The organism is Halothiobacillus neapolitanus c2 (assembly GCF_000024765.1).
GTDB classification, from domain to species: domain Bacteria; phylum Pseudomonadota; class Gammaproteobacteria; order Halothiobacillales; family Halothiobacillaceae; genus Halothiobacillus; species Halothiobacillus neapolitanus.
Map to the genome: position 1 here is coordinate 1,755,035 of NC_013422.1, position 23,586 is coordinate 1,778,620.

Consider the following 23,586-nt stretch of genomic DNA (forward strand, 5'->3'; position numbering starts at 1 on the left):
CGGTGGTTAGGTTATTGACCCACTTGTGGAGCAGAACGTGTGTCCATTGGGGTCACGGTGAAATTAAGCGTTTGCTGTGTGATCATGTCATCGTTGGCCTTCTGCTGGGTTTGCGCGTCCATGTATGCAGCCTGCGCCTGCATCTGCGCCATCTGCAAGGCGCGCATCTTGCGCATTTGCTGCACTTGGGCCATGGCAATCTGGTTGCCAGCCTGTATCGCCTGCATCCGCCCTTGGGCGGTTTGACTCTGCGCCTCGATGGCATTCAGAGCGCCCTGCTCCGAAGTAAACTCGTTTGACTGAAGATTGGCCGCATTCAATGCCCCTCGGATGCTGTCCAAGGTTGTTTCATTCAGTTGCTGATAAGAGGCAGCAAAGTCCTGCGGTGGCGTGTAACCAGGATATTTTTGCTGAAACAGGCTGTTGATGTTAGTGGCTGAAAAGGCCAGCGCCTGACCTTGATTGATCACCCCAACCAGTTGTTGCAATAACCCGTCGGCGTTTTGCCAAATCTGGTTCGGGATATTCAAGGTATTGGTGACCATGTTCTGGTAAGCCTGAATTTGGTTCGCTATCTGCGTCAGCTGATTCGAGATTTGTTCAGCTTCTTTGACATTGCTCGCCACCAGTTCAATGTTGTTCATGATTTGGGTGGGCTCGGTCGCTCCGGCAACCACTCCACTGGCATTTGCCATAGATAGATTCAGTGCGACGATAGTGGCTGTTGCGATTGCAAAGGCAATGACACGGGGTTTTGGGTTCATGGCGCGGTTCCTTGTTTGATCACAAGGAACACGCTATCAAGCGGTTTCGGAATTCGACTTTTACCAATGACGAGGGTTAAAGCGTTCGCCAATAATCCCCCCAGTCGCTCAATCCGTGTTGATCGAGCCAGTGTGCGGGCCATGAATCGCCGTATTGGGCGATCATGGCTCTGGCCTGTTTGATATGCTCCGGGCTCGATTTGGCAACAAAAGCCAGTGAAACGGCACCCAGTCCAAGATCGAATACCCGGCGGCCATTGGGTGACTTGTAGTAGTAGTGACGCTTGGGTGTTGCGGTGGCCAAAATTTCGATTTCCCGATCATTCAGGCCAATTTCGTAATACCAATCCCGTTGAGCGGGTTCTTGTGCCTCGGGGTTCGGTAACAAAATTTTCGTGGGGCAACTGGCAAGAATGGCATCCCGAATCGGGCTGTTCATGACATCGGCCAGTTCTTGCGTGGCCAACACGGCAGCGGCGTTTTTCTTACGCCATGTTTTCAGCCATTCCCGCACTTTTTCTCGGAACATCGGATGCGAGAGTGCAAGCCAAGCTTCATCGATGAACACTAAGGTGGGGCGGCCATCCAAGCGCCGCTCGACTTGACGGAACAAGTAAAGCAAAACGGGAATCACGGCCTTCTCGCCCATATTCATGAGATGTTCCATCTCAAACACTTGGTAGCGGTTGTTTTTCAGGCCGTCTTTTTCTGCATCCAGCAGATGGCCGAGTGGTCCGGCCACGGTGTAGTAGTTCAAGGCACTGCGCATCCCGACATCCTGAATTTGCGAGACAAATTCAGTCAGGGTGCGCACGCTGCTATGGCTTAACCGCTGCGCGGCGTCATAAATCAGGCTGCGATTATTGGGGGTGATCGTGACGCCCTGAAGGACAAGCAGGGTTTCAACCCATTCAACTGCCCACGATTGTTCTTCTTTTGTGTCGATTTGCGCCAGCGGGCAAAAGGCCAGTTCACTGTCTTCACCGGCAATGTCGTAATACTCGCCACCGGCGGCATTGCAGAGCACGAAGCACGAATAGCCCTTATCAAAAGAGAATACCTGAGCATCGGGGTAACGGAAATGCTGGGCGGCCAGGAAGGCCAGCGCGGTGGATTTCCCGCCGCCGGTTTTACCCAGCATGAGGGTATGGCCGACATCACCCACATGCAACGACAGGCGAAACGGGGTATGTCCCGTGGTGGCGGTGTAGGTTAAAGGGGGCGACTGCTCGGGATAAAAAGGGCATGGATTAAATTCATTGCCTGCCCAAACCGAGGTGATCGGCAGCATGTCAGATAAATTCAGGGTGTGCAGCAGCGGGCGGCGCACATTGTATTGGCTGTGTCCGGGCAGGGAACCCAGCCAAGCCTCAACGGCGTTGATGGTTTCAATTCGAGCACCGAAGCCAAGCTCTAAAATGGCTTTTCGCACCTTTTGCGCTTGTTCTTTAAGCACAACCGGATCGTCGTGCATCACGATGATATTGGCGGTGTGATAACCAAATTTCAGTACGCCGGATTCTACTTCCGACATGGCCGATTCGACATCATTGGTTTGTTGCAAGGCATCGAGGTCAACCGCGCCGGATGAAGTTTTGAATATTTGATCCTTCAAACCGCGCTGTTTTTGTTGCCACTTTTTGCGGTGTTTATTCATGATGGCTTTGGCCTCATGGCCGTCCAAAAAGATAAATCTTGTGTTCCAACGATAGGTAATGGACAAGGTATCCAGTGCGCCCAACATCCCCGGCCAGCTCTCTTGCGGATAACCATCCAGCGCAATTACCGCGATGTGTTTATCACCGACTTGGGGTTCAACGCCGGTCAGCAAGGGCTGATTGCCAATGAGGGCATCCAGATACATTGGCACTGAGGGTAGGCGCACGGGGCGATCTTCGCCGGTAATGCAGTAATTGAAAAAACGCAGTTGCTCATCAAGGGTATAGGCGGCACCCCATGCGTGGTGGCCAATCAAGCCATCCGTGTGCTCGGTTGTCCGCATGCGGCGGCCTTTGAGTACCCCGGAAATAGCCGACTCAAAATCCAGCAAGGCGTTTTTATAGTTATTGAGTATGCGGCCAGCCATGCCCTCAGTGTCATTTTTCTTACCGGAATAAATCCAGCCCGCAATCTTGGTTTCAGCCGCCTTGGGTGGCAGGTGGGTCAGCGTCATGGCGTAAACTGATTCCAGATGCGCTGCTTCTTGTTCATATTGCACGCGGCGCTCGGCATCAATCACCAAGGTCGTGCGATCGGGGAAGGGGCACAGAGGCGGATAACTGCGGGCATATTGGCGGATGGCATCCACATGGATCATCCAGCCAGAGCCCAGTTGCACCAGGGCATGATTTAGCCGGGCGGAAAGTTGGGCGAGTTCTTGTGCTGTCGATGAGCCAATGTCTTCGCCCCGAAAGTACCAACTCGCCATCAACGAACCGTCTTTGCCCTGCACAATGCCTTCATCTGGCATCAGCGCATAGTTGAGTAAATCAGGCAGCCCTACGGCGGCATCGCGGTATTGTTTTAATTTAAGCATTTTGGTTAATTCCTCGTGTATGCGCCTGATTTTGCGGGGTAATAAGCTCGATACTTCACATGCTTAAAGTAAACTTTGCTTAGCATCGTGTCGGCTTTGGCCATGCGGATCACGATCCCCAACATGATGACCCACAGCAATGCACCCACGCCAAAGCTCAAGGGATTCATGCCCGAGGCCACAACCAAGGCCACGATTAACACGGTCAGTAGTGTTAGCTCGCGCTCTGCGCCCAGCAGTAAATGGGCTCGATTAAACGAGGTGTGAATTGGAATGGTTCGGTGTGCATTTTCTTCACTCATGGCTCTTCCTCTGTTCTCAAAAGACAGGCGCGCCGAAGCGCGCCTTCAGCATGGTTTAGTGGATGATTGCGCCAGAAGCGGCAAAGAGTTTGGTCATGATCGACGCACCGGAAACCAGCAATGCCAAGGCCATCACCAGCATGATGATTTTTCGGGTGAACTCAGACAGCTCACCGCCAAAAACTAGAGCGGCACCGGCAGCAGCCAAGGCAATAATTGAAATCGCCAAGGCAATCGGGCCGGTCAATGACGATTTGATGGTATCCATGGGCGTTTCCCAAGGCAGCCCGGTAGCGGTGCCTGCCATGGAGGGTTCGGATACAGCCATGGCGGCCGCACCCAATACGCCGAGAAAGGCGAAACGCCGCCCCATTTTGGTCACACGCTCATCGGCGGCGCCAATCGTGGCGAAGTGGTAGATTTTGTTATTGACGGCATCGCCAGCGCGGCGGAAAACAGACAGGACTTTTTTCATATCAACCTCTTGATTCACAAATGATGAAACGGGTCACCATGACCACGACATCAAGGTATCAATGAGGTTGGGAATTCAAATTAGCGAGGAATCGGCACCGTTGCCAGCGGCAGAAACAGCGTGAGCGGCGCGTCTGGCAAGGCAATAAAACCATGATGAAGGTAGAAGGCCGACGATGTTTCGTCCTTGGCATCCACCACGAGGGCATAAGCCGCAATCTCGGAACGAACGGCGCGATCGAGCGCATCGGCCAGCAATGCGCCCCCAAGACCTTGCCTCTTGAATGCCTGATCGACAGCCAAGCGTCCCATACGAACGGCGGGCACGGTCGGATAGCGTGGGAGCTTCCTGCCCTTGTCGGCAGGAAGATCAGCCAACAACAGACTTGCTGATGCCAGAGTGTAATAACCCGCGATACGATGCTTTTCGGTCACTGCCACGAAGCAGGCGGCCACACGCCGACGAACATCCTGGGTGACGAGTTCCCGCAAGTAGCGATCCAGCGGTTCCGAACCGCTGTTGAATGCGGCACGGTCGTGCACTGTATTGAGCGACGTAAGCCGGAACGGAACGTCGCTCATTCAGGGCGCAGGAGTTTGCTGCGACGGGCAAAGGCGCGTTCCAACGCCGGTGAAGGCTGCGGTGGCGACAGCAGCGCTTGCGCGAAACATTCCTGATCGGCCAGCGACAAACGGATAACCTCGGCTTGCTCGATGGCACGCTGCGCAGCGTCCTGCACGGCGGAAACCACGAAATCGGTCATGGTGCGCCCCTGAAGTTCGGCGGCACGCTTGAGCATCGAATGAAGATCAGTGCTGATCCTAGCTTCGAGGCGAGCGGTAGAAGCGACTTTGGACATGCTAGCGTCCTCCTATTGGTTTTAATACGGCATATTGCCGTACAAACCCATTCTAGTTTTTTGTTTGAACAAGTGCAATCCATCACCCCTCAAATACAAACCGCCCATCCTTGAAGCCGCGCACGCGCACGACCTGCTTCACCTGCCGCCCTGGTGCCATTGAAGTTCGCTCGATGAAAACCACCACATTAACCGTGCTGGCGATCATTCTGCCCACCATGTCATGCGAGAAATTCCGCGCATCTGGCGCCTCGAAGATGTACTGGCTGAGTTTATCCAGACCTTCCTCCGCACTATTGGCGTGAATGGTAGCCAGTCCGCCGGGATGACCGCTATTCCAAGATTTGAGCAGGGTATAGGCTTCACCGCCACGCACTTCGCCCACAATGATTCGGTCGGGTCGCAAGCGCATCGTCGCGCGAAGCAAACGCGACATAGGCACTTGTTCGGATGCACGGAGCAGCACGGCGTTTTCCACGCGCACCTGTAACTCCATCGTGTCTTCAATCGCAACAATTCGGTCATGAGGACATTGCTCTGATAACGAATGCAGCAACGCGTTGGCCAGCGTGGTTTTGCCTGATCCGGTACCGCCGACAACCAAGATATTCATCTTTTCTCTAATTGCAGATTCCAGGCGTGTTGATAGCGCCAGATTCAACCAATCTGCGGCGTGGCTTTGCATAGAAGAGACGATTGGGGAAAGAAAATCATGGGGTTCTGCTGAGTGTTCCGCAAGTATTCCGCGTTCGATGTAGTCGGCCAGGGTAAACACCTTGAGTGCTTTTTTGCGGATTGCGAATACGGCGGTTGAAGACAAGGGCGGAACTAACCCCTGAAGCCGTGAGCCGTCCAGCGGAAATTCACCTTCCAGAATGGGGGATTCGCGAGTCAAGGCGGTACCGAGCATCGAGGCGCAGGTGGATAAAATCGATTCGGCGCGTGAGGCGGCCATTTCCCCCAAACACTTCATGCCCACGCCTGAAAAATCCGCCCAAAGGCGGCCATCAGAATTGCGCATGACTTCAATGACATCGGGGTTTCTGAGTGCCGAGATAAATACCTCGCCGCCTTCGCGTTCGAGTTTTTCCAGTAATCGGCGTTGGGTGACTTCATCAAGCATGGTGTTCTCCTGTAGGGCTTATGTACCTACAGGATTCACCATGGAGCGGGAATTGAGTGCGAATCAGCCCAGTTACAGCCCGCCCGGACGAGCGGGTGAACAACCTATGACCGAGTAGCCTTTATCCATTGCATTGACAATGCAATCATACGGTTTTGTGGCGCCTGGCTTTGGCAAGTCCTTTTCAGTAACGCCCAGTGCCGCAAGTTGTTTGGTCAACGGCTTGATTTCAGGGTTGTACTCAAACTCAAAAGTACATTGCGCCATTTGGCCGCCAAACATGGGATTTTTGTCCTTGCTGAAATTATCGACTGATTTGAGCTTCCATTGCCCAAGAGCCACGTTGAACGCGCCGTGTCCGAAATTGGGCGTGATCAACGCGTCCTTATCTTTTGATACGGCGTATGAGATGGCCTTCACAGGGGTTGCGGATAAAAGCTTGCTCGGTTTGTAGTCCTGAATTTTTCCATGATAGATACTCACCTGGGAAAGAATTGGTTTTCCATCGTCGATTGAAGGGGTTGGCAAACCCAAGTCAGCGGCTTTGTTGATGCCCGTTGAAGTTTTGGTCTCTTCAAAATCAACTGTGGTCGTTGGTCCAGCAAACATATTTTGGCCGTGAGTGGAAATCGAGACGATTTTAAGTACCTTGGCATCGGCCAGTTTTACCGCAGGGGCACTGCCGCCATATGGCTGATCACGAATGGCGAGCAATTTCTTGCCTTTATCTGTCAAAAAGTACAGAAAGACATCTGTCTTTCCTGCAAATTTGACCTTCTGAGGATTGCCCGTCCATTCACCCACCATGGGTGCGTTCCAAGGGATATAAATGGATTTTTCCTCAGCTTTCAGGTAGCCGTTAGCTGCCAGCTTTGCCAGCAACTTCGCCAAGGGCATATTACTTTGGCTTTTCTGCACGGCAGTAAAAAAATCCGGGTCCGGTGTGCCCATCTTCGCTTTATCGAATGAATCTGCCTTGGCCACATACCCCTGAGAACCGAAGCTATAGTAATCAGTGCCTAAATTCGACCAAACCGTGCCCGGTGATGCGTCTTTGAGCTGGGCTAGAATCCTTTTAGCCTGATCTGAATCCAGCGATGCTTTGTCTGGCACGGGCACATACACCGTTTTAATTTCACTGAATGTGTTGTCATTCTTCTTGGCGAACACATTCACCGTTGTCGCCTTGATTAAGTTGGCAGATGCCAAATCAGCCAATGCCTTACTTTGAGGAGTGCCCTGCTCATCGGGCAACACAAGCCCCAATTCGCCATTGTTGAGTCCCGTGGAGCTGGAGTCGATTTGCGGTAGCTTGACTGCAATTCCTATGACATCAATTTTTGGTTTTGCCGCAAGTGACTTATTGATGGCATCAGCCATCTCGCTTTTCGGATTCGAGCATCCAATCAACGCGAAGGAACCACCGGCAAGCGTTAAAGCCAACGCTGTTACTCGAAGGGTTTTGTTCGAATTTTTTCTCTTTGATGATTGAGACATTGCAAGGTTCTAGTTTTGGGCGAATAGGGAAAAAAAGGTTAGCCAAACTTACAGATCAATAAAAATCATAGGGTTGGACTATTCCTGTCCATTTAGGACAGGGTGTTTTTATTTTTTTTCATCAGCAGTGTTTTGGATAATGTAAATGTTCACATTCAGCACAACATCACGACCCGCCACCTGTCCGGCTTGCTGGATAATTTTTTTAACCAATTTGTTAGACATAATCACCGCCCAAGCGGGACGATAAAACAGCGGCATTGGTGAAGAAGGCGATGAACGGCAGAAAGATAGCCAGAAGAAGGCGCATCTCGAACTCCTTATCAAGTTAAACGGAATGCCAAGGAAATAGGTTTATTTCCTGCAAACGAAATATATCAAAAAACATATTGAAAACAATAATACACCAAGGTATTTAATTTCAAGCTAAAGATGAAAATCTCTCATCCTTTGTTTTTTATATCCCGACCCGCCACCTGCCCAGCCATGCCGGTGATGGTTTGGGTGAACGCATCCGTTCATTGGCGGTAAACATCCTTGCGGTTGCCAATCTTCACAACAAGGATGCGCAAGGCGCCGTCCTCGATGCTGGCGATGATGCGATAGTCGCCTACGCGGTATTTCCAAAAAGCCCCCAACTTGGAACCTTTGAGGGCTTCGCCAATGCTGCGCGGGTCGTCCAGTACTGTCACACGCTCGCGCAAAAATTCCGTGATGCGTCGAGCGATCTGCTTGTCCAACTTTGCCAAGTCCTTCTTGGAAGCATCGTCGAATTCAATCTGCCAAGCCAAGGCTGCGCTCCACTTCTTCCAAGCTGTAGGTCTTGCTGCGGCCTGCGCGAATGTCGATCAGGCGTTGCTCTGCAAGGTACAAATCTTCGAGGTCATCCAAGTGCTCAAGGATGGCTTCGCGGGCATAGAAAGTTTTGGTACGCCCAGTGGCCTTTGCCAGTGCATCAAGACGGTTTTCCACTTCGGCGGGTAGTCGGATGGCAAGCATTTTAAGCTCCTATTCTGAAATCGCTATACAAGTATATAACCAAGTCACCGCAAGTTATTTATTTTTTATATCCCGACCAGCCACTTGTCCGGCCATGCCGGTGACAACTTGCGTTACCTGATTGGAATCTGTAGCGGCTTGAGCAGCAGTTTTGCCTTCCAGCAGGCTGCTTAATATCCGGTAGCGCGTAGCTTCGTCGGCAGCCCGGTAGCGTTCGACCAAGAGTTTTTCTTCAGTTGAAAACGGTTCAGGCTCGCGCCGCCCGGTGAGGGTGTAGAGGACATCGACGCCAAAATCATACAGATCAGAAATATTTTCTGCATTCGGGGTGGCTCCACCCTTTTCCCAGTCAATTACTGACCTTCTAGACACACCTAAGCTATCGGCAATCTCACTCTGAGAAAGCCGTAATCGAGTTCGCTCTTCTTTAAGTCGAGCACCTATCTGTAATCTTTTTTGCACATATAACCCTTGACAAGTGCAGAAAACTGCACAACAATCACGCCACGCCCATCCACCATCACAAGGAATGCGTGCCATGAACATCGATCATACCCGCAATTGGGGTAAGGGGCAGCTTTGTCTCGAAATCCCGAATCCCGCCATTTTTGGTGATTTATTAGAAACAGAAGCGCGTCCGCGCTCACGTTATCGGCGGCAAGAGTCCGCCCGTAACGACGCATCACATCTGTTTCTGGATTTATTCAATAACCCAACTGCCAGCGCCAAGGCGCGCAAGCAACGCACGCCACGACCGCCGGTTGACCCCGCGATTGTGCCTGCTTTGGTATTTGCATTCCTGCAAGACGATCATTTGACCAAGGCACTGGTGGAAGACCTATTTCATGTGGTGGCCTGCGTTGCTGTATCCACGCGCTGGGCGAGTGAGTGGCCAAACCTTGAGCGCTGGATTGATTCGGCATCGATGGATAAAGGCGGCGCGGGATTCTGGTGCGAGGCGGCGGGTTTATACCCCGCCGATTTTTTACCGGCTTTTTGGAAAGGAATCGAAGCGCAACGGGCAGAGCCGGATCAGGACTTGCGCGAAGTTCGCGCCTACGGTGAAAACCTCGGCGAAATCTGGCCGGTGTATCGGCGTTTAACGATCGAGCGGAATCATTTTATGTGGTGGCCGTGTGAGGGTTTTGATGATTTGGAGCAGCGAGATGTGGTTGAGTCCGGTGGCCAGTATCAAACTCAAGGCGGTTGGCGGAGAAGAGCACATCACCACAATTTTGGTTATTTCTGATGCGGGCTATTTCGCTAATTTGAATTCCGAAACCCCTTGCTACGGTATTCAAGCTGAGTGGTTTTTTTGGTGGTTTTTCCCCCTGTGCGGGTCTGAGGTATGCAATGAAACTTGATCGTGTGAGTTCTTTTAGCTTGGAAGAAGATGATATTTATCACGGTATGCCGCAGGAAACTCAGATTTTGTATTTGCGTGGTCTGCGACGATATGCGAACGCGGATACGGGCATTGTGGGCGGCCCGGATCATCGAATCAGTCTGTTATCTCTCTCTGAGTTGATTGAAGTTTCCCCTCATCAGGGCATAGCAGGGGTAAAGCCCAACAAATCGAAGGTTCGACGTTTGCTTGGGTGGCTGGAGCGCGCGGGACTGATTGAGCGCATCGATGATAAGGATGGGTACATTGTGTACTTTTTGCCTTTCGTAAAAAAAACTTATCAACCAGGCAAATACATTTCTTTTAATTCTGCTGAGGATGATTTACTTCAAGGGATACCGGCGGCAGCTCAACTTTTGTATTTGCGTGGTCTGCGGCGATTTATGGATTATCGCAGTGCGATTGTCGGCGCGTCTGTTCGTCGCATCAGCCTCGTGATGTTTAAGGAGCTCGTTGAGGTTTTCCCGCATCAGGGCATGAAAGGCAGCCGTTATAACAAACACCAAATTCAACGCTTGCTTGGCTGGCTGGAGCGCGCCGGACTGATTGAGCGCATCGAGGATAAGAAAGGGTACCTTGTGTACCTTTTACCTCTCGCAAAAAACGAGTTTTATTCTGATGCGCATTCGTCTGAGCAAAAAAAACCCAACGCTATTCACAATGAATCATCAAACAATAAAAAACCGCATTCTGATGCGGGTTTGAACGGGGAAAAAACCCCATCAAATGCCCGTCATTCAACAAAACCCGCCACACATCTAAAATCAAATATCAATAATCAAAAAACAACCACCCCTACCCCTCCTCCCGAAAATCGCCAAGATGTTTCGATGGCCGATTCGGTGGTTGGTGGTGGTGATTCCGATGAACTCAGCGAACCGGTGAAGCATGCCACCCAGTCACCCCAAACAATCGCAACCCCGAGGCAATCGAGCCATACAGTTGAGCAAACGGTCAAATCGGCTTCTTGGGAAGAAAAATTGATTTTCCCCGACGGGATAGGGGATCGTGATAAAACCGCAATCTTCTGTCATTTGAACCGCTGCCCTGCCGAGCAAAGGCAGGCGATCGTTGATGAATTGGCAGCGCGGCGCGGAAGCGTTAAGTCACCCTCAGGGTATGTTCGCAGGCTCGTGGATTGCGCCCTCAGTGGCGAATTTATCCCCGAGGCAGGCATTCCCTTGGCTGAGGCGCGAGAACGCCGTAAAAACGATTTCCAAACGACATTGCCTACCCGAAAACCTGCACCGTCTGAGGAAGTCAGCGCGGAAATTGCACGGCTGACCGATGCAATGGTGGCAGCACAACGCGCAGGCGATTTCAAACAGTACAGCAGGCTTGGGGCTCAGGTTGGGCGTTTAATTTGCGTGCCGTATAGCATTAATAAACAAGAAATAACTTTCGCTTTGCGGGTATGAATAACTACCGAACAGGTGGCCATTGCATACCTAACGAATACCTTTTAGGGTAGTAAATTCGACCAAGCCACCGAAGCGAGGCCAACAAGACTAATGAAGAGCAAATGTCAATCAAAATGTAGAACTACGCGTCCGGTTCATGGCCGTCGCAGCGAACCGACGTCATTTAGCCGTTCAAATCATCCGTGATCTAATGTGTCTTTACATCGCATACAGCGCGAAACCACAATCACACTAACCGCCGAGACGCTTCGTAAGAGTGATCGAGGTGAAGAAACGTTTTACGCTGCCAACTCGACAGAATTTTTCAGGCTGTGAATCGTCCGAACATGGGGCGATTCAGTTACGATGTATTTGATGAAATTAGCGTATTCCTAAGGTAAGCGAATGAAACGGAAAATCCAGTCCATCCAACTCAACCTCATAAAGCTCGATCAGGAAAATGTACGTTTTGGCGGTGACATCGCCCAAAATCAGCGTGAAGCCATTGAGCTCATGATGGCAGACCCAGAGGACGCAAAAAAAATCCTCAAACTGGCTGAACACATAGCATCACATGGACTGGATCCAACCGAGCTGCAACTCACAACCCCTGACGAAGATGGCTCTTTCATTGTTCTAGAAGGGAATCGGCGCCTGACAGCACTCAAATTACTCCAGAACCCGGATCTATGCCCCGATGAAAGATTGGTCAAAAGTTTTAGGATGGCTCAAGGCAAGCTGAGTCCGAATTCGCTGAATGAGGTCGAATGTAGTGTGGTTCCATCAAGGGCAGATGGAGATATGTGGGTAGAGTTAAAGCACACCGGGCAAAATGGCGGTGTTGGCCGAGTAAACTGGGATAGCGACATTCGAGATGAACGCAGGGCGCGTCAATCGGGGACTGAGTCCATTGGTCGCCAGATCCGTAACCTGATTAAAGACAACCCAACCATTTTTACCCAAGACAATATTCGCGACATTTTTGCCATTCCAGTAACAACAATAACTCGTCTATTCTCATCCAAACCAGCCCAAGAAATATTTCAGTTGAAAGTTGAAAATAAAGAGATCATCCCTTTGCTGGGCTTAAAGCACATTGCTCCAGCTCTGGAATTTGCCATTGACCTATTCATGCATCATGGTTACAACGTCAATGACGTCCGAAGCGACGAGGATCGACGACGCTTTGTCGGACGTATCCCTAATGAAATTAATCCAGCCAAGCTAGCAGAGCAAACGGAACATCATTACGACACCAAAAACCAAACTGATCCATCAGGCGATATAAAATCGACAGATGCCCCTCAAGAAAATAAAGACAGGGACTCCGACAGGTCAGGATGGACGGCGGCTGATTCGGAAACAAACACACCAGTGTCAGAGAAGAAGACCAGAGCAAAATCTTCTTCACGTGCCCGGAAATATCTTCTACCTTGGCCTCTAAACATCTCAAATGCACGAATCAACGAAATATATCGCGAGCTACGCTCAAATCTAGAAGTTGACACATGTCCAAATGCTACAGCCGTTCTGTTCCGTGTATTTATCGAGGTCAGTTGTGACGATTTCTCTCAGAAGCAAAATCAATTAGGAACGCCAGTAACCAGGGATGACAATCAAAGGCCCATTACCGTCGATGACAAGCTGTCTGCAAAAATCAAAGCTGTAAGCAAACATTTGGCAGACCAAGGAAAAATTGATAAACAACACTCAAAAGCAATTTCAAAACGATCGACCACACACGACGCTATTGGTTCGGTGGATCACTTCAACCAATTCGTTCACGGTTCAGCTTCTGCACCACTTCCTTCAGAACTCAAGGATATTGCGGATGAATACAAACCCATGCTTGTAGCAATCTGGCAGTGACAATGACTGATCAACTCCGCCCAAAAATGCTCTCATGAATATACCAATGGAAATTGGCAGGTAGTATATGAGCACCAAGGCTTTCTCAACCCCCCTTCGCTATCCAGGAGGGAAAGGTAAATTTGCACATTTCGTAAAGCAGGTTTTTGAAGCGAACGAGCTATTGGACGGGCACTATGTCGAACCATATGCTGGTGGAGCGGGCGTGGCGCTTGAGCTTCTGTTCCATGAATACGCTTCCCGTATACATATCAACGATATTGATCCTGCTATTTCAATCTTCTGGCAAGCAGCGGTAAATCATACTGAAGAGCTATGTCGACTAATTCACGACACGCCAGTCACCATGGAAAACTGGCACCAGCAAAAGCGGGTGTTGTTAGATATTGATCAACATTCAGAAATCGAGATTGCATTGGCGACTTTCTTTCTTAATCGAACAAATCGTTCAGGGATATTGAAAGCAGGTGTAATTGGAGGATTAGCTCAATCAGGAAAATGGAAGCTCGACGTTAGATACAATAAAATTGATCTTGTCCGACGGATCAAACTTATTGGTCGCTACCGCGACAGAATTCGGGTGTACAACCTGGATGCAATAGCATTATTAACAGAGATAGTTCCCTCCCTCCCACAGAAAACCTTGGTCTATCTTGACCCACCCTATTATGAAAAGGGTTCTGGTTTATATCGCAATTTCTATGTGCATGATGACCATGTAAAAATTGCTAACACGCTCGCTAACGTAAACCATCAGTGGATTGTCTCATACGACGACACTCCAGAAATAAGTAAGATTTATCAAAGATATCGTCAGGACAAATATTTTCTGAGCTATACAGCTCAAGAAAAAAAACAAGGGTCTGAGGTGATGATTTATGGCCCGAACATCGCCATTCCAAATCAGGGTTTGCGACAGAACCTAGGCAGCGTGTAGGGATGGGTGACTAAAATCACCATCAGTGCTTGTACCAGGTCAATATTCACTCGAATCCACGTACTTCTCAAAGGACTTAGGGGCTTCCTGTGACGACTTCGGCATCATGGTATTGAGGTTGCTCACCCAGTGGCGGCGCAAACAACGATCAAGCCCGGAGCGGGACACGTCCGAGCACAGAGACTCACAATTGCGTATTTGATGTGTTCATCGAGCTATTCCGATCAGTTCAAGCGCGACGTGAAGTTGGAAAAAAGCACGTCGAAAAGGGTGTAGTTCGCTTTGAACGCACCAGCACTCATTCCGATCTTTTCGGCAAATAAACCTTTGCTTTTGAAGATGGCGATGTCGTTCTGGTTGACTACCAAGACTATCACTGAGAGGCACCTCCCATGAGCATGTACAACCCACCTCACCCCGGTGAAATTTTAAGGGAAGAGGTTTTACCCGGATTGGGTATAACCATAACCCAGGCTGCACAGCAGTTAGGGGTAACTCGTGCCGCCTTGTCACGCGTGCTTAATGGCCATGCGGCCATATCCCCGGAAATGGCTTTGCGGATCGAGTGCTGGCTGGGGGTGGAGCATGGCGGTCGCGCTGAGTTGTGGGCGGGGATGCAACTTGACCACGATATGTGGCGGGTTCGACAAAAAGCCATTCAATCTGAGTTAACTCATGTTTGACCCCCACGCTTTCAGGAGCGTGCGCAGTCACTCAATGATGACTACGCTCATCATTTGTCGCCGCGCCGATATGCACCTTATATGAGCTGATCCAGTCGGTGGCGATTTCATGCTGAGCTTGCGCTAAGGATATTTTCCCATGACACACCAAGGCATGCAGCCTGTTCTCTAATTTGTCTTTTGCATAACTACCCCAACCGCCGATCACATGATGCGGCTCTGGCCAGAGGTTTTGAGGGGAGTTGGGCGAACCGCCCAACTCCAAACTGATGAGGTGATCTTCCTCGTAGTCATATAAACGGGTATCGCTGTAGCCATATTCTCTGATTTGTGCGCGCTTTAGCTTTTAGGTGTACGCCTCTTTGGGACGAATTGACTTGGTGTAGCCACCACGGCGACAAATCGTCACATCAAGGTTTTGTTGGGTTACAGCCGTATTGATGGCGCCAGGCGTTAATTTTGGGTTTGGCGTGGCCTGAGATGCGCGTGCTACGGCCGCATAACGACCATCGGCCTGTATGCCATCGGCGTTGGCTCCACCACCCTGCCCTATTGACTGATTTTGCTCATGCTGGCGCTGATAGTCATTTATCACCCTTTCGCCCTCGTGCGCCGCGATGGCACCCGCTGCATAACCTGCGGCATGTTCAGCGATATGGCCAAAAAAACTGGCATGAGCTGTAGGGGATAAAACCACCATGAGCAATCCGGTCATCACTGCGTTTTTATTCATAGATAATTCTCAGATTAATACTTTTGGATTAATGGGTGGATAATTTCCCCCATCAACCCTTTGATACATTGGTATCATACATTAACGTGATACCGATTTTTGGCGTCGATTATTAATTTCAATATCTACCTGTTTTCTCACTTCTGGGTTTTGCTGCATGATTTTCGTGGCTTTGAGTTGATCGTTCCAATCTTTTCCCATCGCAGGTTTTAATCGGGTTGCATCGGGATTCACCTCCAAAACCCGTTGATGGTAATTATCACCGGCTTTATCTAAATCGAATGCGGATTGGATTTTCAAACCGTTATTAGTTTGTTCAAGCACATGAGCCTGGAGCTTTTCACGCGATGAGCCAGTTATAGAAACCACAGAAAAATTTCGCTCTTTGTTTTTATAAGCCATTTCGGCATAACTCACGGCATCGATGGCGGATTCCACATAAACCACGCGCTCAGGTTTGCCGATGTTGAGCGTCCAGAATCCCTTTTCCCCAGCCACGCCGTGAAACGGTTTTTCACTTAATCCACGCTGTTCAATGGAGCCGTTGTCCAGCGCGAAACAGGCATTCACAAATCCTTGTTGACTGACCCCGGCAAAAACTTTGCGCTGTTCGAAAAGCCGATCGACCCAACCGGCAGAAAGTTTTCGATCTTCAACCAAGTAGTCTTTCACTGCTTGGATATGCTTTGGTTAATCAGAATGCTTAGGCGGTTCGCTGGGGGTGGCTTTGTCTGCGCGATCCTGTTGCTGCGCTCGCTCGATGGCCTGAGGCGTGATTTCTCCCCCTAATACCTGAGCCGCATTTTTGAATGCCTCCCGATCTTGTTTATCCAGTTGGGATGTTTGCAGCAATTGAACCAAATCCAGTGCACCGCCACCGCCGATGCCTATGTCGTGGGCATAGAACCGAGTTTTGGATTGGCGATCAATCGAGAGTCGCCCCACCGGGCTTTTGAACTGGTATTTGGGATCGGAAGAATCGGGTTCGCAGCCAAATTGCTCCAGCACGGCAGTCAGCGGAATGGCGCGAAGACGGTTGATTTCTGATGCGTCGAATTTCATCTCGGTTCTCCTGAAAAGTCATTAGTGACGCTTCAAGAGATACGTGAACAGGCCGGAATTCAGCCTTCTGGCTGATGGTTTCCTTCCCAAAAAGTTTGCGTGCTACGCAAACTTTTAAGCTGCACTTACTGATTCATTGATTTCAAACGACCATCAAAGACGTAGGGGCCGATGATCGTCATCGTGCAGCGTGAGGCATCAGGGTGCTTCGGGTTGATCAATATATTCCGTTCATAGGGACTAGCAGCCGAAGGAACGTCCAGAAGCAACGATGTGCCACTGGTCACCCAGTTATCGCCGATCTCAGCAAGCAGTCCAGGTGCAGGATATGTTGACCAATCATCTGGAAGTTGGCCTTCTTCTATTTTTGAGATTGAAGCGTTTTCCGGTACATCAATGGCAATCAAGACGTGAGCTGGAGCAAATTGCCAATCCACATGAACCAGAACTTCCATAGCTGCCGTGGACACATGAGGCGCAGCATAAACAACTGGGGTTCCTCTGCTGTTCCAGCGGCCACCAATGCGCTTTGCTCCTTCTGCCTCATCGTCCAGACTGTCATGTGACCGATTCGCCTTGGCCAGACGCCATAACCTCATCAGCTATAGACTCCGTACTCGATCTGGTTCAGAACATCTTCGACCATATCGACACCAGGCTCGGTATCAAGGAGTGAAAAGGGAGACACTCCGCCAAGTGCACGATTTTTTGTCTGTAACCAATTCTTGGCTTTAACGGGATCCTCCAGAACACGTTCAGCCATCGCAGTGATTTTGGCCAGCCGATACAGCCTGTCAGATTCGTCGGGCTTTAGCACGTCAGCCCGGCGGCGGCGCGCAATCGTGCCACCGGCAACACCAATTTTCATAAGGACGCTGTTATCCCCAACGCCAAGGTGTTCAGCCAATCTGCTGACGTAACCGTATCCAATGCCCGTTTTCACTACATGCACCCACACCGACGCCTTGGAGAGATGCAACATGCCTGATTCAGAATCAAACATGAACACCTCATTCATGCCCATCTGATCGGCATCTGCCGAGGTGGCAACGCGCCCGCTTATGCGAGAACGAGATAGGTCAGTCTTGGTTGTGTTCATATAAAAATTACCTCCATATGGACATTCAATTTAGACCATATGGGTGATTTTCTCCACAGTATTTGCTTACTGGAAGTGTTATCAACCAAACGCTTCGGGTAATCCCTCGCTTCGATTGGTGCCTGCGGTTGGACAATTTTGCGGACTACGCAAACTTTTGTCGCGCTCTCGGTGGGCATCACCATATCCGGCACATATCAACTCCCCAGCAGCCAAAAAAGCAGAACGACAAAACAGGGCTACTCGGAATGGTAGTGGAACATAAAGGGTGGGGTACAAGTATTAGCCTGAAATCCTCGCAAGCGTTGATTTAATGCTGAATTCCGGTGTGGCCTGATAGCGTTAATTTCGTAGTACAAACGGCTACGGAAAATCACAGGATGTTTGCGTACTACGCAAACAAGGAGGGCTTATGAAATCACGCGGAATTCCAAAAACAGCTTTAATCAGGCTAAGGGTTACGGAAGAAGAAAGCGCGATGCTGAAATCACTGGCAAATAGTGAGAAGAAAAGTACATCGTCACTATTGAGAGAAATGGTTTTAACCGACCTACGTAGCACGCAAAGAGCGTCGGCCATGGAAAACCACATTCTCGAATTTGAGCGCCGTTTGGTGAATACGCTTGGCTACCTCACCAAAGAGATGCGGCGATTGAACTCTACCGAGCAGGTGACGTTATCGGCAATCGATATTTTTCTTCGCACCTACCTAACCCACACCCCGCCGATTCAAGAGGCTAATCGCGAGTTTGCAAGGCAAGAGGCCAAGAGGCGTTATGACGAAATCATCACGGCGATTCATCGGGGGCTATCTGATGATTTTGGTATCACCGAGGTGGCGCGCACCTTTCTGACAAGCGAGGAAAACGGCAATGAACGGCAATGAAAAAGTTTGCGTAGTACGCAAACAATACGTGTCGCACTACGAGCAGTCCCCACGCGAGCAGTGGCTTAAAGCATGGCGAGCTGCAAGGAAGTTTGGTCCATTTATTCAAACAAGTGCGGAGGCCGAAGTATACGGAGCCATGTTTTTACGCGCATGGCAATGCCTGTTGTATCGGCAATATTTCTCTGGAGACGTGTGATGAACAGCCTAGATTTTCTTACTTCCGAACTGCAAAGAATAAAAGCTGCAAGAAGCGAGGCTATTAAAGACGGCATCCCTACTCTGCATCGTATCTACGCGGCCGCCTCTGGCACGAGTGGACAATCAAGAATACTGCGCGCGTTCATCATTGGCATTTTCAATGGAGACGACCATCCCTTTGACCTAAACCAATTGCGCGGGCTTGATGAGGCGCTTTTCGATGATGCGCTAGATGTCATCCGGCTGGATCGTCACGGTGAAAAAGAAGTGCATAGGTATTTACCTGGAACTGCGCAACAAGCAATTTCGGGCTGGTCATTCTGGAACCGCTCGTCGGTTTAGGCCAAAAGTTTGCGTAGTACGCAAACTTTTTGAGCGGTTTTATCTGGTGGGGAAAGGCAATGGCGAATCAGGATTCTTTGCGTAGTACGCAAACTTCAGGCGGAAACACATCATCAGAGCGGGAAAGTCCACTCAAATGGTTTATGAAAGGCATCAAAGACAAGGATTCGCTCCGGCTTCAGCGCAAACAGACGGCAAAGCTATTGCGGGCGGTGCAAACCTTTGGTCGAAACAGCCGATTGGGCGGCGGATTCCAGCAAAAGACATTGAGTAAGGAGGGGCGAAATCACTTTCAGCGGGTGGCTATTCGCCTAACCTACTCGCCCAATCGTGCGCCTGGGCAATGGGCGGCGCATGGCAAGTACATTTCCCGCGATTCCGCCATTGAGGTGGGCGGCGGTGCCTTTGGCATGAACGGGGCTCTGGATGCCGTGAGCACTTTGCGAGATTGGCAAACAGCGGATGACCCACGCATGTTCAAAATGATTATCTCGCCTGAATTCGGGGAGAAAATGGATTTGAAGAAATACACACGCGATGTCATGGCCAAAATGCAACATGATTTAGGCTGTGAATTTGAATGGGTCGCGGTCGATCATTACAACACGGATAATCCGCATGTGCATGTGGCTATTCGGGGAATGGATATGTCAGGCCATGAAATCAGTATCCCGCGAGAATACATTAAATCTGGGTTACGGGAATCATCACAAGATATTGCCACGCAGCATATTGGCTATCGACAAGAAGCCGATATTATAAAATCACTAGATAGGCAAATTAATCAAAATAGATTTACGGGGCTTGATCGAGAATTGATTAAAAAAGCAACTGCATTATCTGCCGTGAAACATTGGTATCACGAAGAGCCTAATTCAATTAATTTCAAAAATACAAAAATCAAAGAATCAGACCGGTTGCGCCTGATTAAGCGATTAACCCATCTTGAGCACATGGGATTGGCAAAAAAACGAAGTGGTATGGAATGGGAAATACGGGGGGATTTTGAGCAGGCATTACGCGTGAGGCAAATGTCTGAAGACCGGCTTAAAACCAAATTCCAGCATGGAAAAACGTTATCTGATCCAGAAATGCCCTTGGTTTATCTGGATAGCCGCGAGCCGTTGGAAAAGCGGTTGTTCGGGCGTGTGGTGGGCGTTGGCGAGGATGAAGCCAAGATGAAGCCTTATGCCTTGATCGAGGCCGTGGATGGCCGTGTTTATTACCTGAATACCAACCAGTATCAGAAGGTTGGGACCACCGTTCATGTGCAAAATCTGAAATCCGGTGTCGGGGTGTATCAAGAAGGGGATGCCGAATCGTTTTTGCGCGATCCAAAACGCCTCATGTCTGTATCAGCCACTTTGGCGCGCGGCAGCTACGCCGTGGCGCCTACAGGTTTGAGTGGATGGGTGGGCGAATGCCAAGCCAACCTTGCCACCACCCAAGCAGCCATGGTGCAACGAGGCGTGATGCGCATAGAGAACGGGATGGCAGTTTGGTTGGGCAATCGTCAACGACAACGGGGTTTTACACGATGAAGCGAATTTCACTGGTGATGGTAACGGCAGCGGCCTTTCTTGGTATCGGCGCAGCAAGCGCGGACGGACAGTATTGGGGTGGCTTCACAAAAAGCCAGACCTATGGCAGTAGCGCAATTAATTCGGTTGTAACGGATATTTACGATGACCATGACAATCCGCAACTTATTGGTCAGAAGATGACCGTTAACATCAATCCGACTGCTGGGGTCGGGCAACCAACTGCCTACTATGTGGGCATTGGGATCAACAACACCATGTCTGGGATGTATACCAGCTCTGGATGGAAGGCATATAAAAGCGGACTCTATGAACCAGCCGCAATTGACGCAGGTGGGCATGAAACATTCACGGTCTTCGGCGGTGACATGACAATTTGCCAATCGGTGGCTCGCCAGGTCATGTTGAATGAGGATGGTATTGGCAATGTGGGCTCAGTTCAATTTTATGCCGGTTACGGCTATATCACGCCAGAAAATCAAGCCACGATGGAGAAGTTATACAGCCAACACGCAACCACGGTTCCCTCCGACACTATGCAGCTCATGTATGCACAAACTCAGATGATGCAGTCCAAGGCGTATCAAAAGATTTACTCCGTTGATTGCTCAATCGGAAACTAAAGGAGGTTTTATGTCTGATACAAACCAAGAGCAATTGCTCGAAGAAGTGCTAGATATCATGGGTCGGGGTGAAGCGCCCTGGCAGCAATCAATCAGCGATGAGGACCGACTTGCTGCGGAAATTGAGCCCGCAAATGCCACGATTATTCTTGAGCAGTTCGAAAGGGCACTGAATGGTCATCCAGAATTCATGGAGGTCGCCGGTAATCGTCTTCATGGAGATTTGTTTTCATCTGCTATGAATGCCAAGCCGACCGTGGGACTAAACACACTTTTAGCAGATGGCACTTTTGATCAAATGCTGGATGTGGCTGAACAAGAAGGCACCCTGAATGAGCTTGGCAAAGCGGTTGCGCTGATGGAACAAGTCACCACAACACGATTAATTCAAATGGGTTTTGAGCCGGATGCGTTCAGACAAGTCGATCAAACCATGGGTGAAATGGTTGAAAAGCTCAGCGCCAGAGAACGCAAGACCTTGGCACCTGAACTTGAGGAAATCGAGGTAACAAGAAAAAGCCAAGCCTTAGAGCCTGACAAAAAAACGGAATTCGATCAGCTCGTTACTGGCCAGAATCTTGTCATCGAAAAAGCAGTGGACGATGGTATGTCGTATGTCGGCACGGTCGCTGGTGAAGATGGTGGCACGGTAATCGTCAAGGTCGGCGAGCATCGAGCAGTCGCTATGAGCAAGGCGCGAATGGAAGGCGATGTTGAGGTCGGTGAAAACAGCCGGTTTGGTTATGAAAATCAATACGGCCACGATGAGCGCGGGCGGGCGATTCGGGATAAGAATATTGAGTTGGGCGGCCAGCGTTATGCTGTGATTGATATGGATGACCTGGTGCAACAAAACCGCCGATCCATCATGGGAAAAGTTTTGGCTGTCGAACCCGATGCCGTGTACACCAAATTCGGCAAGGATGCCGAAGGCCGGGATCAGGTGGTGGCACACCATCCGGCTAAGCTTGATGTCATTCCAGCTCTGGGTTCATTTTCCACAATCAATTACGATACAAACGGACTTGGCAAATTAGTAGCCAGGGAGCAAAGTAAAGGTATCGATCAGCAGATCGAGCGGTGATGACATGAGCTCATCTCTCGACGTGGCGCTGAATACAATTAATGAATTCTTCGATGCCTTTCCAGCGCTCGATGGGCAAATTACTTGCCGCTTATGTAATACATTGGAGGAAATTTATGGAAACCAACTTGAAAACGAAGTCTTCGGAAAAATCAAAGCCTCGTATCATCCTGCACGAGGGGAAATCATCATTCCCCTTGCCAATATTCGTGACAACGACGACCTTGAAAGATCACTTCGACATGAAGCCATCGGACACTTTGGAATCAACACTTTTACCGCAGACGAAAAAGGACGAATCCTAAACATAATCATTGATGCCCGCGATCAGCCGGGCATCAATAAAATCTGGGATTTAGTTGAAGAAAACTACCCAGACCTACCTCTTTTGATGAAGGCAGAGGAAGTATTTGCCTACTCATGCGAAGCCATCAATCCCGCTAAAGAGCTCGATCAAAATCAGGGGAATCGCGTTTTGCGCGAAACCTGCACCGAAAAAACACGCCCCATGCAACTGCAAGACCTGATCGCCATTACTGAGTTGGTGGCTGATGGTTTGCGTGATCGTTCCAGAACCCAGCAAATTTTCCCCGCAACAGACCACGATCAATTTCGAATTGAAACCAAAAGTCCGTTTATTGAACTGGGTGGCCAGCGCTACGCTGTCATTCACGCAGATGACTTGGTGCAGCAAAACCGCCGTTCCATCATGGGGAAAGTTTTAGCCGTTGAGCCGGATGCCGTGTACACCAAGTTCGGCAAGGATGCCGAAGGCCGGGATCAGGTGGTTGCTCACCATCCGGCCAAGCTCGATGTGATTCCGACATTGGGATCATTTGCATCCATCACTTATGGCACCGATGGGCTGGGCAAGATCGTAACCAAAACACGCGGTCATGGTCTCGATCAGCAGATCGAGCGTTAATCTCATTTACCAAAAGGAAATCACATGAACTCAAGCAAAAGCAAAGTAACCGGCGATGTGAACATGGCCGACCTTCGAGAAAAAATCATTTTGGCTGAACGGTCAGGCGGAGCAATCGAGTTTACCGCCGATGAGGCCAAACTCATGGGCGCATTCATCGAAGATGCAGTCAGTGAGGCGGATGCTGAGGAAAGCAACAAGGCCCCCGAATAAATGGGCTTAGTGTTGAGCAAATTCACTT

29 protein-coding genes are annotated in these 23,586 nt (G+C 49.9%); 13 read left to right on the forward strand and 16 right to left on the reverse strand.

The features are described from left to right. Positions 1–11: 11 nt before the first annotated feature. The 11 genes from trbJ to HNEAP_RS08130 form a co-directional block, all read right to left on the reverse strand. Positions 12–764: a P-type conjugative transfer protein TrbJ gene (gene trbJ / locus HNEAP_RS08080; RefSeq protein ID WP_012824478.1), complete on the reverse strand. Its 753-nt coding sequence runs from the start codon at positions 762–764 to the stop codon at positions 12–14. Between the two features lie 76 nt (positions 765–840). Next, a complete protein-coding gene (locus HNEAP_RS08085) occupies positions 841–3,300 on the reverse strand; it encodes a VirB4 family type IV secretion/conjugal transfer ATPase (protein ID WP_012824479.1) in 2,460 nt (819 codons plus the stop codon). Positions 3,301–3,305: 5 nt separating this feature from the next. Continuing rightward, positions 3,306–3,602 (reverse strand): conjugal transfer protein TrbD, encoded by a 297-nt coding sequence (gene trbD / locus HNEAP_RS08090; RefSeq protein ID WP_012824480.1) that lies wholly within the window; start codon positions 3,600–3,602, stop codon positions 3,306–3,308. A 55-nt stretch (positions 3,603–3,657) separates the two neighbouring features. Further along, positions 3,658–4,077 carry a TrbC/VirB2 family type IV secretion system protein gene (locus HNEAP_RS08095; RefSeq protein ID WP_012824481.1) on the reverse strand — a complete coding sequence of 140 codons (420 nt, stop codon included), beginning with the start codon at positions 4,075–4,077 and terminating at the stop codon, positions 3,658–3,660. A gap of 80 nt (positions 4,078–4,157) precedes the next feature. Further along, positions 4,158–4,658, reverse strand: coding sequence for a GNAT family N-acetyltransferase (locus HNEAP_RS08100; protein ID WP_012824482.1), 501 nt, complete (start codon positions 4,656–4,658; stop codon positions 4,158–4,160). Then, the gene (locus tag HNEAP_RS08105) at positions 4,655–4,936 is read right to left on the reverse strand and encodes a type II toxin-antitoxin system TacA family antitoxin (protein WP_012824483.1); all 282 of its coding nucleotides are present in this window, start codon (positions 4,934–4,936) and stop codon (positions 4,655–4,657) included. Before HNEAP_RS08105 ends, HNEAP_RS08100 begins: the two co-directional genes overlap by 4 nt. 82 nt (positions 4,937–5,018) lie before the next feature. Further along, positions 5,019–6,059, reverse strand: a complete 1,041-nt coding sequence (locus HNEAP_RS08110; protein ID WP_012824484.1) for an ATPase, T2SS/T4P/T4SS family — start codon at positions 6,057–6,059, stop codon at positions 5,019–5,021. 72 nt (positions 6,060–6,131) lie between these two features. Beyond that, positions 6,132–7,556 carry a hypothetical protein gene (locus HNEAP_RS08115; RefSeq protein WP_012824485.1) on the reverse strand — a complete coding sequence of 475 codons (1,425 nt, stop codon included), beginning with the start codon at positions 7,554–7,556 and terminating at the stop codon, positions 6,132–6,134. Between the two features lie 518 nt (positions 7,557–8,074). Continuing rightward, positions 8,075–8,347, reverse strand: a complete 273-nt coding sequence (locus HNEAP_RS08120; protein WP_012824487.1) for a type II toxin-antitoxin system RelE family toxin — start codon at positions 8,345–8,347, stop codon at positions 8,075–8,077. Then, positions 8,331–8,555 (reverse strand): type II toxin-antitoxin system RelB family antitoxin, encoded by a 225-nt coding sequence (relB, locus tag HNEAP_RS08125; protein ID WP_012824488.1) that lies wholly within the window; start codon positions 8,553–8,555, stop codon positions 8,331–8,333. Before relB ends, HNEAP_RS08120 begins: the two co-directional genes overlap by 17 nt. A gap of 54 nt (positions 8,556–8,609) precedes the next feature. After that, on the reverse strand, positions 8,610–9,095 hold the full coding sequence (locus tag HNEAP_RS08130; protein ID WP_049772508.1) for a helix-turn-helix domain-containing protein: 486 nt from the start codon (positions 9,093–9,095) through the stop codon (positions 8,610–8,612). Between HNEAP_RS08130 and HNEAP_RS08135 the strand changes: the two genes are divergently transcribed. The 5 genes from HNEAP_RS08135 to HNEAP_RS08155 all read left to right on the forward strand — a co-directional run bounded on the left by HNEAP_RS08135 (position 9,094) and on the right by HNEAP_RS08155 (position 14,849). Further along, entirely contained in the window at positions 9,094–9,804 is a 711-nt protein-coding gene (locus tag HNEAP_RS08135) for a hypothetical protein (RefSeq protein WP_012824490.1), read from the forward strand. The genes HNEAP_RS08130 and HNEAP_RS08135 overlap by 2 nt on opposite strands. Positions 9,805–9,908: 104 nt before the next feature. Further along, positions 9,909–11,378, forward strand: a complete 1,470-nt coding sequence (locus tag HNEAP_RS12290) for a hypothetical protein (protein ID WP_012824491.1) — start codon at positions 9,909–9,911, stop codon at positions 11,376–11,378. A 387-nt stretch (positions 11,379–11,765) separates the two neighbouring features. After that, a complete protein-coding gene (locus HNEAP_RS08145; RefSeq protein ID WP_012824492.1) occupies positions 11,766–13,229 on the forward strand; it encodes a ParB N-terminal domain-containing protein in 1,464 nt (487 codons plus the stop codon). A 67-nt stretch (positions 13,230–13,296) separates the two neighbouring features. Then, positions 13,297–14,166: a DNA adenine methylase gene (locus HNEAP_RS08150; protein WP_012824493.1), complete on the forward strand. Its 870-nt coding sequence runs from the start codon at positions 13,297–13,299 to the stop codon at positions 14,164–14,166. Positions 14,167–14,558: 392 nt separating this feature from the next. Continuing rightward, on the forward strand, positions 14,559–14,849 hold the full coding sequence (locus HNEAP_RS08155) for a HigA family addiction module antitoxin (protein WP_012824494.1): 291 nt from the start codon (positions 14,559–14,561) through the stop codon (positions 14,847–14,849). 346 nt (positions 14,850–15,195) lie between these two features. On the opposite strand, the gene HNEAP_RS12700 is transcribed toward HNEAP_RS08155, so the two are convergent. The 5 genes from HNEAP_RS12700 to parS form a co-directional block, all read right to left on the reverse strand. Next, on the reverse strand, positions 15,196–15,582 hold the full coding sequence (locus tag HNEAP_RS12700; RefSeq protein WP_012824495.1) for a hypothetical protein: 387 nt from the start codon (positions 15,580–15,582) through the stop codon (positions 15,196–15,198). Positions 15,583–15,663: 81 nt separating this feature from the next. Next, on the reverse strand, positions 15,664–16,254 hold the full coding sequence (locus HNEAP_RS08165) for a toprim domain-containing protein (protein WP_012824496.1): 591 nt from the start codon (positions 16,252–16,254) through the stop codon (positions 15,664–15,666). An 18-nt stretch (positions 16,255–16,272) separates the two neighbouring features. Then, entirely contained in the window at positions 16,273–16,644 is a 372-nt protein-coding gene (locus HNEAP_RS08170; RefSeq protein WP_012824497.1) for a hypothetical protein, read from the reverse strand. A 125-nt stretch (positions 16,645–16,769) separates the two neighbouring features. Then, positions 16,770–17,243: an RES family NAD+ phosphorylase gene (locus HNEAP_RS08175; protein ID WP_012824498.1), complete on the reverse strand. Its 474-nt coding sequence runs from the start codon at positions 17,241–17,243 to the stop codon at positions 16,770–16,772. Next, the gene (parS, locus tag HNEAP_RS12295) at positions 17,243–17,743 is read right to left on the reverse strand and encodes a type II RES/Xre toxin-antitoxin system antitoxin (RefSeq protein ID WP_012824499.1); all 501 of its coding nucleotides are present in this window, start codon (positions 17,741–17,743) and stop codon (positions 17,243–17,245) included. The genes HNEAP_RS08175 and parS overlap by 1 nt, the downstream gene beginning before the upstream one ends. Positions 17,744–18,155: 412 nt before the next feature. Between parS and HNEAP_RS08190 the strand changes: the two genes are divergently transcribed. The 8 genes from HNEAP_RS08190 to HNEAP_RS08225 all read left to right on the forward strand — a co-directional run bounded on the left by HNEAP_RS08190 (position 18,156) and on the right by HNEAP_RS08225 (position 23,558). After that, complete coding sequence (locus HNEAP_RS08190; protein WP_012824500.1) at positions 18,156–18,629, forward strand: hypothetical protein; 474 nt, start codon at positions 18,156–18,158, stop codon at positions 18,627–18,629. After that, positions 18,616–18,828, forward strand: a complete 213-nt coding sequence (locus tag HNEAP_RS08195) for a hypothetical protein (RefSeq protein ID WP_012824501.1) — start codon at positions 18,616–18,618, stop codon at positions 18,826–18,828. Before HNEAP_RS08190 ends, HNEAP_RS08195 begins: the two co-directional genes overlap by 14 nt. Next, positions 18,828–19,172, forward strand: coding sequence for a DUF7673 family protein (locus tag HNEAP_RS08200; protein WP_012824502.1), 345 nt, complete (start codon positions 18,828–18,830; stop codon positions 19,170–19,172). The genes HNEAP_RS08195 and HNEAP_RS08200 overlap by 1 nt, the downstream gene beginning before the upstream one ends. Positions 19,173–19,582: 410 nt before the next feature. Further along, on the forward strand, positions 19,583–20,713 hold the full coding sequence (locus HNEAP_RS08205) for a DUF3363 domain-containing protein (RefSeq protein WP_166635994.1): 1,131 nt from the start codon (positions 19,583–19,585) through the stop codon (positions 20,711–20,713). Further along, positions 20,710–21,336 (forward strand): hypothetical protein, encoded by a 627-nt coding sequence (locus tag HNEAP_RS08210; RefSeq protein ID WP_012824504.1) that lies wholly within the window; start codon positions 20,710–20,712, stop codon positions 21,334–21,336. The genes HNEAP_RS08205 and HNEAP_RS08210 overlap by 4 nt, the downstream gene beginning before the upstream one ends. Next, entirely contained in the window at positions 21,314–22,420 is a 1,107-nt protein-coding gene (locus HNEAP_RS08215) for a hypothetical protein (RefSeq protein WP_133484603.1), read from the forward strand. The genes HNEAP_RS08210 and HNEAP_RS08215 overlap by 23 nt, the downstream gene beginning before the upstream one ends. Before the next feature lie 4 nt (positions 22,421–22,424). Next, positions 22,425–23,345 (forward strand): hypothetical protein, encoded by a 921-nt coding sequence (locus HNEAP_RS12805; protein ID WP_012824506.1) that lies wholly within the window; start codon positions 22,425–22,427, stop codon positions 23,343–23,345. 24 nt (positions 23,346–23,369) lie between these two features. Continuing rightward, positions 23,370–23,558: a hypothetical protein gene (locus HNEAP_RS08225; protein WP_012824507.1), complete on the forward strand. Its 189-nt coding sequence runs from the start codon at positions 23,370–23,372 to the stop codon at positions 23,556–23,558. Positions 23,559–23,586 lie beyond the last annotated feature (28 nt).

Coding starts and splice junctions, on each gene's coding strand:
- HNEAP_RS08150 (WP_012824493.1), top strand. CDS start 13,297: ATGAGCACCAAGGCTTTCTCAACCCCCCTTCGCTATCCAGGAGGGAAA.
- HNEAP_RS08110 (WP_012824484.1), bottom strand. CDS start 6,059: ATGCTTGATGAAGTCACCCAACGCCGATTACTGGAAAAACTCGAACGC.
- HNEAP_RS08155 (WP_012824494.1), top strand. CDS start 14,559: ATGAGCATGTACAACCCACCTCACCCCGGTGAAATTTTAAGGGAAGAG.
- HNEAP_RS12805 (WP_012824506.1), top strand. CDS start 22,425: ATGAGCTCATCTCTCGACGTGGCGCTGAATACAATTAATGAATTCTTC.
- HNEAP_RS08130 (WP_049772508.1), bottom strand. CDS start 9,095: ATGGCACGCATTCCTTGTGATGGTGGATGGGCGTGGCGTGATTGTTGT.
- HNEAP_RS08115 (WP_012824485.1), bottom strand. CDS start 7,556: ATGTCTCAATCATCAAAGAGAAAAAATTCGAACAAAACCCTTCGAGTA.
- HNEAP_RS08170 (WP_012824497.1), bottom strand. CDS start 16,644: ATGAAATTCGACGCATCAGAAATCAACCGTCTTCGCGCCATTCCGCTG.
- HNEAP_RS08195 (WP_012824501.1), top strand. CDS start 18,616: ATGAACGGCAATGAAAAAGTTTGCGTAGTACGCAAACAATACGTGTCG.
- HNEAP_RS08205 (WP_166635994.1), top strand. CDS start 19,583: ATGAACGGGGCTCTGGATGCCGTGAGCACTTTGCGAGATTGGCAAACA.
- parS (WP_012824499.1), bottom strand. CDS start 17,743: ATGAACACAACCAAGACTGACCTATCTCGTTCTCGCATAAGCGGGCGC.
- HNEAP_RS08095 (WP_012824481.1), bottom strand. CDS start 4,077: ATGAAAAAAGTCCTGTCTGTTTTCCGCCGCGCTGGCGATGCCGTCAAT.
- relB (WP_012824488.1), bottom strand. CDS start 8,555: ATGCTTGCCATCCGACTACCCGCCGAAGTGGAAAACCGTCTTGATGCA.
- HNEAP_RS08200 (WP_012824502.1), top strand. CDS start 18,828: ATGAACAGCCTAGATTTTCTTACTTCCGAACTGCAAAGAATAAAAGCT.
- HNEAP_RS08135 (WP_012824490.1), top strand. CDS start 9,094: ATGAACATCGATCATACCCGCAATTGGGGTAAGGGGCAGCTTTGTCTC.
- HNEAP_RS08190 (WP_012824500.1), top strand. CDS start 18,156: ATGAAATCACGCGGAATTCCAAAAACAGCTTTAATCAGGCTAAGGGTT.
- HNEAP_RS08085 (WP_012824479.1), bottom strand. CDS start 3,300: ATGCTTAAATTAAAACAATACCGCGATGCCGCCGTAGGGCTGCCTGAT.
- HNEAP_RS08225 (WP_012824507.1), top strand. CDS start 23,370: ATGAACTCAAGCAAAAGCAAAGTAACCGGCGATGTGAACATGGCCGAC.
- HNEAP_RS12700 (WP_012824495.1), bottom strand. CDS start 15,582: ATGAATAAAAACGCAGTGATGACCGGATTGCTCATGGTGGTTTTATCC.
- HNEAP_RS08100 (WP_012824482.1), bottom strand. CDS start 4,658: ATGAGCGACGTTCCGTTCCGGCTTACGTCGCTCAATACAGTGCACGAC.
- HNEAP_RS08210 (WP_012824504.1), top strand. CDS start 20,710: ATGAAGCGAATTTCACTGGTGATGGTAACGGCAGCGGCCTTTCTTGGT.
- HNEAP_RS12290 (WP_012824491.1), top strand. CDS start 9,909: ATGAAACTTGATCGTGTGAGTTCTTTTAGCTTGGAAGAAGATGATATT.
- trbJ (WP_012824478.1), bottom strand. CDS start 764: ATGAACCCAAAACCCCGTGTCATTGCCTTTGCAATCGCAACAGCCACT.
- HNEAP_RS08175 (WP_012824498.1), bottom strand. CDS start 17,243: ATGAGGTTATGGCGTCTGGCCAAGGCGAATCGGTCACATGACAGTCTG.
- HNEAP_RS08105 (WP_012824483.1), bottom strand. CDS start 4,936: ATGTCCAAAGTCGCTTCTACCGCTCGCCTCGAAGCTAGGATCAGCACT.
- HNEAP_RS08145 (WP_012824492.1), top strand. CDS start 11,766: ATGAAACGGAAAATCCAGTCCATCCAACTCAACCTCATAAAGCTCGAT.
- trbD (WP_012824480.1), bottom strand. CDS start 3,602: ATGAGTGAAGAAAATGCACACCGAACCATTCCAATTCACACCTCGTTT.